Genomic DNA, 12,150 nt, shown 5'->3' on the forward strand with positions numbered 1-12,150 from the left:
ATTAGGCGCCTGCAGAAAAAGGCTGGCTGGGGAGACTCAACTCTTGATATGATTTTAATGGCCCCATTTTAATGGGATCGTGCAACCTTGCAGGAGATTCCTCGCTACGCTCGGAAAGACGGCATATTTTTAATGGGACAGCCGTGGATTATCGAGGAACAAAGCATCAGTTCCCCTCAATCAATTAAATTGCACATCCAAACGACCAGGTACCCTATTTCGTTCTCTATATGCCATGATTACAAAGCCAATAATACCTAAAGCCAGGGTCACTGGAATGATCCCTATACCATAAGTAAAAGCCCGAACCACTTCAGTTCCGCCATTAGCGTTAATGACATAACCAATGACAGAATGGAAACCGTAGCCAAAACTCATAATGATCATATTAGCAACTGCAGTGGTAAGACCCGCCAGATTATCCGGCACATAAGTAGACGCTTTGTATATCGCCAATATTTGGTAAGCACAACACATACCCACTAAGATAAAACTCACGGAAATAGACGTTACTGTTAAGACCCCCATCACCAGGGTACTGAATATAAGGCACATTACAGCGCCTGCTGCGATAATAGTACCCATGTAATAACCTGATTTTTCAGCGATCAAACTTAACACAGGGGAACCAAAACACATCCCAATAAAAATCATTGATGGAAGGTAATTGGCAGTCGTCACATCAAAACCATAAGCCTGTTTTAAAAAAACTGATCCCCATACATCAGAAAAGCCTTCAAGAGGTCCAAGCATCAAACCAGCGAAACAACACAACAGGATGACATCACTATTGGTAAATACGGCCTTTATATTGGCTATAACAGAATCCTGATGCGTTGCCTCAACATCAGGAACAATAAAATAAGTAATACAAGCCAGTGCCAGGCCAAGAATAACGAACAACTCAACGACCACCTGATAACCCAAGGTAGAGCACAAATAACTTACAGGCCCTCCACCATAAACAGCACCTATAAGCCCAATCATAACGGAAATACTCAACATCCGAGGAAAATGCTGTTCCTTAAACGTCATACGGATTATTTTAAATGTTCCTAAAATAGCAGCAGAAGAACCAATCCCGATTAATGCTCTACCAATCAAGGGATAAATCCAATGCTCTGCAAATAATATTGGCAATAATCCAACAACAGTCAGTAAAATGCATACCGACATAACTTTACGCGGACCAAAGCGATCGAGCATGATGCCTATAGGTAAATGCATCAAAGAATACCCCAGATAATAAATTCCTGAAAATTGGCCAAATACAGCAGCATCAATATGAAACTGAGTGGTAATATCACCCATCATAATACTAGGCATCACTCTGAGAACGTATTGATAAGCGTAAAATATGGACACAATAATCCATACAAACCAGGCAAGAATTCGTGAGTTTGACATAATTCCTCTCAAAAAAGCGATTAACGCGAACATGGTGTCCAAATTATTAACAAACACTGATTTTAACTGATTATCATTGAAATTAAATTGCAAAATGAGACTATAAATGCGTGATAATGAATTTTAATTTCACTAAAATAGATATTTTTGATAGTAAATTCTAAACTATTAATTGTATCTCCTATTTTTTATTGAAAAGAGGCATTTTGATGGATCGTACAGATAAGAAAATTCTTGAACTTCTACAAACAAATTCTCAGATCAGCAATCAGGAATTAGCTGACTTGGTCGCACTCTCTCCTTCCTCTTGCCTGCGGCGAGTTAAATTATTGGAGGCTCAAGGGTATATAAAAAAGCAAGTTGCGCTTCTCGAGCCTGAACATTTAGGCTTGCATTTAACGGTTATAGTGCTTGTAGGATTAAACAGTCATAAGCCTGCCATTATGAATGCCTTTGAAGAAACCGTCCGTTTTCTGCCTGAGGTGGTACAATGTTACCTCATAACAGGACAATCAGCAGATTATCTGTTAAAAATCATTGTACCTGATCTCCAGGCATATCAAGCATTTTTACTGGGTAAGTTATCGGCCATCCATGGAGTTGAAACGGTTCACTCAAGTTTTATATTACGGACGATTAATGACACTACGGCCCTTCCCCTTGATTATTTGGATAAAGGGATTGTTTGATTCATAAGGCACAACACACTGTACAATAGCGTGCTTAAAATACACTCTTTTATTTTAAACTTTTATGACTGATTTGTTCATTTTATTTAACTCTTTAAGTAAACCCTAAGCTTACTCCTGTACAATAACTAATACATACGAAGTCGTGGGACGTTGAGAGTTAATTGATAAATTGTCAACACACCTAGGGTTATGTAAACACTATTTATAGAGTAAAAAATACGTCATTTCGAGTGTCAACAGACCCTAATTAAAATTATTAAAAAATAATCAGGAATAACAATGTATGATACCAGTTTCAGTGTATTAACAGCAGCTAATACATATCCAACAACTGCAGTTGAATCGTCAGTGATTACTAGAACCCATCCTATTGATTTTAATGGTATTATTGGTATTTATCTACGTAAGTCCCAACTCTCTGTTTTCATCGAAACAAAAAACAGGATCAGCGCATACAAAATTAATCCCGATTCCCATCAAATGGGCCATTGGCACACAGAAATACTCCCTCGCAACTCCGTTACAGCAGACTCATTTGATTTGCTTAGAAAATATTCCGAACATTATGCGGAAGTTAGTGAGCCACTTTCTAATCTAGAACCCTTTAAAGAAATCATGAACCAGGAAACCCTTGTAGGCTTTAGCACATTAAAAGATATAAACAATACGATTCAATTGGCATTATCTGTACTCACTACACCAATTAATTTTGAGTATAATCCAACACAATGATGCTCCCCTTGTGCGACCCAAATAATCTCCTCAGTCATGCTACTATAGACCAGCTTAATAATTTCTTAATATACCTTGTCTATAATAAGAACAACTCTAAATAAAACCAACGTGACGGCGGTGCAAAATGACCCATTCTAAAATTGAAAAACCTGGAATTGATATTTATAAATGTCCTCAAGCAGACATTACCACAGCAACGGAGATCACCATCGGGGACTTGCATGCTAACGCAATGTTGATGATGTATTTTTTAGTGACGAATGGTGTTGTAAAGATAAGTGACGCTCAATACACTCAATTAAAAGATATCTATCTGAAGGACAATCTAACTAAAGAAGATATTCAAGCCTTTAATGCTATTGTTGATAATTTGGAAATTGGAGAAAAACCTCTCATACGTTTTGTTGGCGATGAAATCTGCGACCGCGGCCAAAACGACTATTTCATTTTTAAAATTCTTGAGAAACTCAACAAGTCAGGTGTTCAAACAGAAATACTGCTTTCAAATCATGGTATTGAATTTATGATTCCATATGAACAAAATCAGGAGTTATATGCTCCCAATATTGGTTTTATGGGGCAATCCAGATCAATGGATAACATGAGAGCTCTGATTGAACGTGGAGTTATTACAAAAGATGAAGTCGCTCAATTGGTTCAAGCCAATTACTTACCCAACTTGAAATTAATCTCCTATACTCTCAATGGCGACAACCTTACAGTATACAGTCATGCGGGCATAGGATTAGAAACTATTCGTTCTCTGACAGAACTTTTTAAAGATGATGGGGTCGTTTACAAAGACGATACTGCTGAAAATTTAGCAAGAACCATAGAAGCGATTAATGCAGTATTTGACAAACACGTTAAAGCAGGAACAGTTCATACCCTGACAAAAAACATGTCAAATCCCAGAGACTTTAAAAATGATCCCGTAACCTTTTTAATATGGAATCGTGATTATTATTATTTAAACAGAGAACAAGATCATAATGGATATCGAATGTTTTATGCTCATGGTCATGACTCAGGTGAACCTACACAAAAAAACATCATTAATCTGGATAACATGCTAGGAAAAGGGGCAACAAATAATACAGGAACTTATAAGGTGTTAGGAGTTCAAGGTGGACCATTAGCACAGCTGGAAGCGGATGCAGTTGAAGAGATGGGACGTGTAATTCAATCTGATAAAAAAGAGCAATCAGAAAGAACTCCTGTCCAATCATCTGTTCCGGAAGTACGCGTTGAGCCCCCCATTACACCTCAAATCATATCTAAACCTCAACAAAAACCTCAAGATTTAGTAAGTCCTTTTCATAGTGAATTATATAAACTTAGAACCAAGGCCATGGAGTTGCTGCGAGATGGTCATTTAAATGCCTATCAAAGTGCAATGAACATACACAGCACCTTGACTGATGCGTTTCAACAATTGCAAAAGGATGGGGATCGCCAGACGTTCAATAAAACCTGTACTGATGTTATTAATCAAGAGCGTCCTCAACTGCAAAAACATAGAGGCTGGTCTGAGTTTTTAATCAATTTAGCTATCGCAATACCAACTGCCGGTGTCGGATTGCTGGTTAAAGGAGCAATTAATCTGGCAAACAATAGATCATTCTTCTTTGTGCGTAAAACAGAATCATCAAAAATCGTGGACGAAATCCAGGACAAGCTGGATCAAGGACCAGGCAATAAAATCTAAAGTTGGCCCCTATTTCCTTTGGATGATGAAACATCTCAAAATCAAGATGTTTTATCATCCTCAATACCAAACACGATCTTCTGATGACGACTTGGTTGCTGAATTTTGAGCTCTGCCTCATTGTGATGCGCTATACTCATTGAATTGAATTCAAGTGTAACACCATTCAATTCAACCTCTTTGTTCATTGTATCAATCAATCCTCAAATTGCCTGAAAAACTCTACTTGCTCCTTAAGAACATAGGGGTGAGCCTGTATGTGATCCAGGGTGTCACTGATTGACTTAATAAAAACTTGATCGCTTTTTTGCCTGAAAATGTCATAGGCAGTTTCAGCGCCATGATAAGGAACATCGCGATCTCCCTTAGTTCCTATCATCAAAAATGGAGCATTAGGAACAAAATCATAGTGATTGAAATTGGCTTTGAGTATATCGAGATGTTCATCCGTTTGGTTAATAATTCCACTAAAAAAAGCAGGTTGTAGTATGAGTTGTGGATTCAAAGGCAAGGCCTGGAGAATTTCGGCTGCGGTATGATTACCATCCAATAAAACAGGAATCAGTGTATTATAAGGCGGCACAAAAAGTTCACTAAAATCAGCCCAATAATGTCTGTAAGTTTGTAATGTATAAAAGAAATAAGCCAGATAGGCTGTTGCACGAGGGCCTGGGTCAAGCATAATGAAACTCATGGTTTCATCCCAATCATATGGAGCTGATCCGGAAGCAACCGCGGTAACTGGAAGATCGGGATATTGATTTACCAGTAATTCAAACATGACATTGGTAGAAAAACCTCCTTCAGAATAACCGGCAAGAAACAGCTTTTCACTGATTGGATAATTTAAAGTATGAGCCAGTTCCTTTGCGGCGATTAGCATATTCACACTGCTACTGGCGAGTGTGTCACTCTGCACATAAGGATGAATAGGCAGTTCATTATCCCCAAGACCAAGGTAGTCAGGCATGACTATCATATAACCTGCACTACTACCCAATGCAGCCAGATACATATAGTTCTTTTCATTATTACGAGAGGGTACATCATTACGTTCAAACCGTGTGCCATGCTGGTAACTGACTATCCCAACCTTGGTGGTTGGAGATACTGGCATAGCAACCAGTCCGGAAGCAATCGTCAGGCTTCCATCGGGAGCGGGGGTTCTGTAAAGAATTTTATACAATTGCAGTTTATGATGAACGGTGAGAGTATCCAGCGGGGGCATTTTATTTAATGCAACCTGAGCTGTTTTCTTGGAAAACTCCCCCATTGAGACGTACCGTACCAGAGTTTGATTTGACGCAGCAGCCGCGTAACCATTTACGCAGAACACAATAGAAAACCAAACACAAAAGATCCCTTTTAATACATGATATGTTTTCATAACCTTCCCTGTTTCAAAAAAATGAATAGTACACTGTTATCTTAAGGAATCAAGTGGATAGAAAGTTAAGGGGGATCTCTCGATACTCATGGGAAAAGTTATCCCGAATGCAATGCCAAATCGTCTATTCATTTTTAAAAACAAGACCTGTTCTACCCTTCCTCGGTCACAGCCGCGGAAATTCGAAAACAGCATGTACTCAAATCTCAAGCGAATTCCCGCGGCTGTGACCGCGGGATCCATGAAGGTGGCACTCAAGCATTAGTTCCCGCGGTCTTCGCCGCGGGAATTCGGCTTAAATTTATTTAACGGCAGCTACCTGATGCTAAGACTTAGTTGATCCGATGCTTTAACGTTTTTATCCTGTAGCGATTATCTCTCCGTATATAGAAACAAAATCATTTGATGTTGCTGGGTTTATTGCGTAATCGAATTCCATTATCCTCGATAGAGATCACACCCTCTTTATAAAGCTGGCCAATCGCACTTTTAAAACTTTTTTTGCTATCACCGAATGCACGCATAATTTCTTGTGAAGAGCTTTTATCATGCAGGGGTAGAAAGCCACCGTTTTGATTTAATTGAGCAAGGATACGCCCTGCCAGTTCATGAACGCTGTCACGCCCCAATTTTCTTAAAACAACATCAACTTTCCCATCATCCCGGACCGTCTTAATATATCCAGGCATTCTTCTGCCGTAATTTAAAGTTTGAAATATATCCCCGGAATGGATCAGCCCCCAATGACGATCATTGATAATCACCTTGGTTCCCAAATCGGTAGTTTCAGCAATAAGCAGACTCACCTCATCCCCTCGTTTCAAATTAAACGGAGTTTTATCCAGAAAATGATCCAGTTTCGAACTGGCAATAATGCGGCCTTTACTATCTTGTTTGACATAAACGATATAAGATTTACCCAATTCCATTAGCCTTTGCTGCTCCGGCACAGGGACCAATAAATCCTTATCCAGACCCCAATCCAGGAAAGCACCTACACGATTGACATCAATAACCTTTAAAAAGGCACAATGATCTAATCTGACGCGAGGCCGCTGTGTGGTGGCAATAATCTTGTCATCGGAGTCAAAATAAATAAACACATCTAATGAATCATTTACTTTAGTACCTTCAGGGACAAATTTGTTCGGCAACAAGATTTCGCCCCAATCGTCACCATCAAGATAAAAACCAAAGGGTACTTCTTTAATCACGTTTAATTTATTAAACTGCCCTACTTTAATCATATATAACTCACTTTTAAAATCAGCGCCAATCTTACCATATCAAGGACAATTTGCGGCAAAAAAGCTGTGGTCATGTAAAACATATGGAACACTCAAAACCTGTCAGGTGCTCCATGCAACAAAAAGTGGTTCTAAACTGAATTTTATCCTCATCTTAATTCAATACATCAACCCGCTATCCCTCGGTAACAAGCTCGGTAGTAATTAACAGTTTAAATGTCCTTTGTTGTCCCATGTCTATTCCTTTTCAAAAATCAGTATCTGATTCTTGGAAACCCTTACGTTCATTCACTACTAATTCAGAGATTGAGTTTAAAGAGCATCCGATTTATTTTGGCTTTTATTGTTTGAAAACATGCTCGCCAATTTACTGGTCAGTACATAAAAAACCGGAGTAAAAATCAAGCCAAAAAAGGTTACGCCGATCATGCCGCTAAACACCGCCACACCAAGCGCTTGACGCATTTCAGCGCCAGCGCCCTCTGCAATGACCAGAGGGAATACACCAAGAATAAAGGCAACAGAAGTCATTAAAATTGGTCGTAATCTAAGCTTGGCTGCCTGAATAGCCGCTTTCCAACGACTGGCGCCATTCTGTTCAAGGGTACGAGCAAACTCAACAATCAAAATGGCATTTTTCGAAGCCAGTCCTATTAGTATAATAAACCCCATTTGAGTCATAATATTATTTTCCATACCCAGGATTTTTATCCCTAACATCGAAGAAAACAAACACATGGGAACAATCAGAATCACCGCCAAAGGCAAGGTCAAACTTTCATATTGAGCAGCCAAGACCAGATAGACAAAAACCACTCCCAGGAGAAAAGCAATAACAGCGGTATTACCAGCTGTTTTTTGTTGGTAAGCAATGTCGGTCCACTCATAACTAATCCCTTCCGGTAAATATTCATTAGCCAATTGCTCCATCGTAGCCAGAGCGTCGCCTGTACTGTAGCCAGGTGTTATGTCTCCCAATAAATCAATTGCTGGATACAGATTGTATCGAGGCATTCTCGCAGGGCTCTCTGTAATCTTGATTGTTGCAAGGGAGCCGATTGGAACCATTTCATTCTGATTATTACGAACTTTGATTTGATAAATATCCTCTGTTCGTTTACGGTATTCATCATCAGCCTGAGCAATCACTCGATAAGTTCGTCCCAAATAATTAAATTCATTGACAAATACCGAACCCAGATACACTTCTAGTGCTTCATTCACTCGGGCAACAGGTACTCCAAGCTGCTCGGCTTTCTCTTTATCAAAATCCAGAAAAACTTTGGGCGTGCTGTTTTCAAACAAGGTAAATACTGATGTGGTTGCTTTAGCCTGATTCGCTTTTTGCGCAAGGGTCATTACAGCATCATATAATACCTGCGTACCTCGCCCTCCCCTATCCTCAATCATCATCTTAAATCCCCCTGCATTACCGATACCACGGACAGGAGGAGGCGGAATGACCACAATAAACGCATCTTTAATCGAGCCCAGCTCCTTCCTTAACTGAGTCAAAATCTGATTGTAACTCAATCCAAGTTTTCTTCGCTCCTCAAAAGGCTTTAATACTGAAAAAATCGCAGCAGAATTTGATGAATTAATATAAATTGCCCCGGAAAATCCAGCAAAAGCAACCGCATTTTTAATCCCGGGAATCGCTAATATTTTATTGATTGCGTCTTGGACTACCGCATCGGTACGGCTAAGGGACGCTCCGGGTGGTAATTGAATGGAAACGATAAAATATCCCTGATCCTGTTTAGGTATAAAGCCTCTGGGTACAGAGCCAAATAATAATACAGTGACTAAAATAAAAAGAATGTAAATAGATAACATCTTGCCGGTATGATGGATTAATTTAGCGATGAATCGGCCATAAAACCTTGAAATGGAATCAATGAAACGATTAAATCCCTCCAGACCCATTCTTATGGGATTCCTCCACTTTTCCCGATTAAATCTCTCATTATTATGTTCATGGGATTTAAGCAATAAAGCAGCCAATGAAGGGCTTAAGGTTAGAGAGACAAAAACGGAAATAATCGTTGCAATAGAAATCGTTGCTCCAAATTGCTGATAAAATCGTCCGGATAATCCTTCCAGGAACAAGGTGGGTAAAAACACAGAGACCAGAACCAAACCAATTGCAACCAAGGCGGAGCCTACTTCTGACATGGTTTTGTGTGCCGCTTCACGCGGGCTCATGCCCGAACGGATATTACGCTCCATATTTTCAATAACCACGATGGCATCATCTACAACAATTCCAATTGCCAAAACCAAACCAAATAAAGTTAAATAATTTAACGAAAAACCTACTGCATCCATGACAGCAAACGTTCCAATCAATGAAATTGGAATTGCAATAATAGGAATAATCGCAGCACGCCAGGATTGCAAAAACAGTAAAATCACTAAAACCACAAATAAAACAGCTTCATAAATTGTGCGTTTTACAGCATTGATGGATTCGGCAACAAAATTCGTCGGATTATAAACAATGTCATAAACAACCCCTTCCGGAAATGATTTTGACAGCTCTTGCATGGTCGCCTTTATTTCATTTGCGGCCTCAATCGCGTTAGTTCCCGGACGCTGAAAAACAGGCAATGCAATGGCAGGATTTTTTCCCAGATATCCTTTTGTAGCATATTCTTGTGTCCCTAATTCCACCCTGCCAATATCTTTCAAACGGACAAGGCGGCCATTTTCTCCCGATTTAATGATGATTTGAGCGAATTGTTCTGGCTTTATCAGGCGTCCCTGAGTTTCTATCGTGTACTCAATACCCAACTGGGACTTTTGCGGCGATCTATTCAGGGTACCGCTGGCAATCTGGACGTTCTGCGACGCCAGTGCGTTGATCACCTCATTGGCGGTCAAATCATAAGAATTCATTAAATCAGGATTAAGCCAAATTCGCATCGCATATTCACTGGCACCCACCAACCGAATATCGCCCACTCCGTCTATACGTTTTATTTTATCCCTGATTTGCAGTACAGCATAATTACCCAAATAGGTTTGATCGTACTTTTTATTCAGTGAATACATATTAATAACCAACAACAAATCGGGAGAATTTTTTACTGTTTTTATACCTATACGACGCACCGCTTCTGGCAATCGTGGCTCCGCTATCGCCACCCTGTTTTGAACAAGAACCTGGGCCATATCCAAATCGGTACCCATTTTAAAGGTAATCGTCAATCGCATTTGTCCATCATCGCTTGATTGCGAATCCATATAGAGCATGTTTTCTACACCATTCATTTCTTGCTCAATGGGTGTAGCTACGGTTTCTGCCACAATTTTTGCATTAGCTCCTGGATACGATGCAGTCACCTGAATGGTGGGAGGAACGACTTGAGGGTATTGCTCTATAGGCAAGTTAAAATAGGCTAAAGAACCGACAATTACGATGATAATTGACAGTACAGAAGCAAATATCGGTCTTTCTATAAAAAAATGAGGCATTTTCATTAATAGAGTCCCGTTATATAGGATTATTTTTATTCAGACAATTTAATCAGAACCGGCTTCACTTCCTGTTCAGGTACTCGAATTCGTTGAATGCCGCTGATAACAACATGTTCATTCCCTTTAAGACCTGATTTGATCACATAAAAACCACTATCACGCAAGGCTCCGAGTTCAATATACACACGCTGAACCTTATTTTGCTTATCAACAATGTATACATAGTTCTTGGATTGATCGGTGTTGATTGCTTTATCAGGCAACAAAATGGCCTCATACTCACCGCTGCTGATTAATCGTGCCCTGCCAAAAAAGCCAGGATAAAGGATGTTATCAGGATTGGGAATAAGAGCACGCCCTTGTATCGTTCCAGTGCCCTGATCGACCACGTTGTCGATAAAATCCATTTTGCCTTTATGAACAAACTGAGTTTCATCCTGTAATTTGACCATAATGGTATTCGAATGAGCATCTGCCCTGGGAAGTTTTCCTGACTTATCCAGCCTGATGTATTTAAGCAAATCATTTTGACTGAATTCAAAATAAAAATGGATGGGATCCAGGGATATAATTTTGGTTAAAATGGTATCATTCATTTTAATCAGATTCCCAACACTGACATAGTAACGGCTTATTCGGCCACCAATGGGAGCAGTAATATGAGTAAACTCCAGATTTAATTTGGCTTCATTAACCTTGGTAGTAGCTACTTGCATCTCTTTATAGCGTTGATCAATCGCCTCGGCAGAAATAAAACTGGATGCCTTAAGTTTTTGAGCCCTATCGTATTGTTTTTTGGCCAAATCTTCCTCAGCAATAGCGACCTCCAAGGCATATTGAAACGGTCTGGGATCAATCTCAAACAATACATCTCCTTTTTTAACGATTTGACCGTCCTTAAAATTAATTGAAGTTAAATAACCTGTAACGCGCGATCGGATATCAACATCTTCAATGGCCTGAAAACGACCTGTATACTCATCCCATTCGACAATTTTTTTTATTAATGGTAATGCCACATCCACTTCAACAGGCGTAGCTGGTACATTGGAAGTTGAGTTATTACAAGAAACTGTCAATAGACTTAATATGGCCAGCACCACCATTAACAATCTGCTCATTCAATTCCCTCTGAATTATTTATTTTTATGAATTGTAGCTGATATACATTAAGATTAGCCCAGATTTCATAACTTGACAGATTTTATCCACCTTAAAAAACAGAACAATTTTAATGCACACAGTTCGCATTTGTGTTAATATAGTGCAAATTTTATTTTATTTGGGTAATTGATATGGTTATTAATCGGTTCAGCATCTTGTTTATCGCATGCTTTTTCATGCTCTTCCAACAGTCAACCCACAGCCAGGTTCTGGTCGAAAAGCCCGGCACCCAAGAGTCTTCAAGCAGAACAGTAACTGAATCCAAACCTATTAAACCAGGCAATGTCATCCATGGTGAAAATCTTGTTGTGAATTGACCTGAGATAGTAT

The 12,150-nt window shown here is 39.4% G+C and carries 9 protein-coding genes; 3 read left to right on the plus strand and 6 right to left on the minus strand.

Annotated features, from left to right (window positions below):
- Positions 1-180: 180 nt before the first annotated feature.
- Positions 181-1,407: an MFS transporter gene (locus ELY21_RS12715; protein ID WP_199741712.1), complete on the minus strand. Its 1,227-nt coding sequence runs from the start codon at positions 1,405-1,407 to the stop codon at positions 181-183.
- Between the two features lie 203 nt (positions 1,408-1,610).
- On the opposite strand from ELY21_RS12715, the gene ELY21_RS12720 reads away from it, so the two are divergent.
- The 3 genes from ELY21_RS12720 (at position 1,611) to wip (ending at position 4,542) form a co-directional block, all read left to right on the plus strand.
- Positions 1,611-2,096: an Lrp/AsnC family transcriptional regulator gene (locus tag ELY21_RS12720; protein ID WP_127110097.1), complete on the plus strand. Its 486-nt coding sequence runs from the start codon at positions 1,611-1,613 to the stop codon at positions 2,094-2,096.
- Between the two features lie 282 nt (positions 2,097-2,378).
- Positions 2,379-2,831, plus strand: coding sequence for a hypothetical protein (locus ELY21_RS12725; protein ID WP_127110020.1), 453 nt, complete (start codon positions 2,379-2,381; stop codon positions 2,829-2,831).
- A gap of 127 nt (positions 2,832-2,958) precedes the next feature.
- Positions 2,959-4,542: a Dot/Icm T4SS effector Wip gene (gene wip / locus ELY21_RS12730; RefSeq protein ID WP_127110022.1), complete on the plus strand. Its 1,584-nt coding sequence runs from the start codon at positions 2,959-2,961 to the stop codon at positions 4,540-4,542.
- A 41-nt stretch (positions 4,543-4,583) separates the two neighbouring features.
- Here the strand turns inward: wip and ELY21_RS15645 are convergent, their stop codons facing one another.
- The 5 genes from ELY21_RS15645 to ELY21_RS12750 all read right to left on the minus strand — a co-directional run bounded on the left by ELY21_RS15645 (position 4,584) and on the right by ELY21_RS12750 (position 11,777).
- Positions 4,584-4,730, minus strand: a complete 147-nt coding sequence (locus ELY21_RS15645; protein WP_158618562.1) for a hypothetical protein — start codon at positions 4,728-4,730, stop codon at positions 4,584-4,586.
- A gap of 8 nt (positions 4,731-4,738) precedes the next feature.
- Positions 4,739-5,929 (minus strand): S9 family peptidase, encoded by a 1,191-nt coding sequence (locus ELY21_RS12735; RefSeq protein WP_127110024.1) that lies wholly within the window; start codon positions 5,927-5,929, stop codon positions 4,739-4,741.
- A 398-nt stretch (positions 5,930-6,327) separates the two neighbouring features.
- On the minus strand, positions 6,328-7,176 hold the full coding sequence (locus tag ELY21_RS12740; protein ID WP_127110026.1) for a S1 RNA-binding domain-containing protein: 849 nt from the start codon (positions 7,174-7,176) through the stop codon (positions 6,328-6,330).
- 312 nt (positions 7,177-7,488) lie between these two features.
- Positions 7,489-10,659, minus strand: a complete 3,171-nt coding sequence (locus tag ELY21_RS12745) for an efflux RND transporter permease subunit (protein WP_127110028.1) — start codon at positions 10,657-10,659, stop codon at positions 7,489-7,491.
- 29 nt (positions 10,660-10,688) lie between these two features.
- Positions 10,689-11,777: an efflux RND transporter periplasmic adaptor subunit gene (locus ELY21_RS12750; RefSeq protein ID WP_127110030.1), complete on the minus strand. Its 1,089-nt coding sequence runs from the start codon at positions 11,775-11,777 to the stop codon at positions 10,689-10,691.
- Positions 11,778-12,150: the final 373 nt, after the last annotated feature.

It is taken from the genome of Legionella sp. km535, from assembly GCF_003990085.1.
Taxonomy (GTDB): domain Bacteria; phylum Pseudomonadota; class Gammaproteobacteria; order Legionellales; family Legionellaceae; genus Legionella; species Legionella moravica.

Bases quoted from the DNA above. Each gene is read 5' to 3' on its own strand.
- ELY21_RS12715 (WP_199741712.1), bottom strand. From the start codon at position 1,407: ATGTCAAACTCACGAATTCTTGCCTGGTTTGTATGGATTATTGTGTCC.
- ELY21_RS12725 (WP_127110020.1), top strand. From the start codon at position 2,379: ATGTATGATACCAGTTTCAGTGTATTAACAGCAGCTAATACATATCCA.
- wip (WP_127110022.1), top strand. From the start codon at position 2,959: ATGACCCATTCTAAAATTGAAAAACCTGGAATTGATATTTATAAATGT.
- ELY21_RS15645 (WP_158618562.1), bottom strand. From the start codon at position 4,730: ATGAACAAAGAGGTTGAATTGAATGGTGTTACACTTGAATTCAATTCA.
- ELY21_RS12735 (WP_127110024.1), bottom strand. From the start codon at position 5,929: ATGAAAACATATCATGTATTAAAAGGGATCTTTTGTGTTTGGTTTTCT.
- ELY21_RS12740 (WP_127110026.1), bottom strand. From the start codon at position 7,176: ATGATTAAAGTAGGGCAGTTTAATAAATTAAACGTGATTAAAGAAGTA.
- ELY21_RS12745 (WP_127110028.1), bottom strand. From the start codon at position 10,659: ATGAAAATGCCTCATTTTTTTATAGAAAGACCGATATTTGCTTCTGTA.
- ELY21_RS12750 (WP_127110030.1), bottom strand. From the start codon at position 11,777: ATGAGCAGATTGTTAATGGTGGTGCTGGCCATATTAAGTCTATTGACA.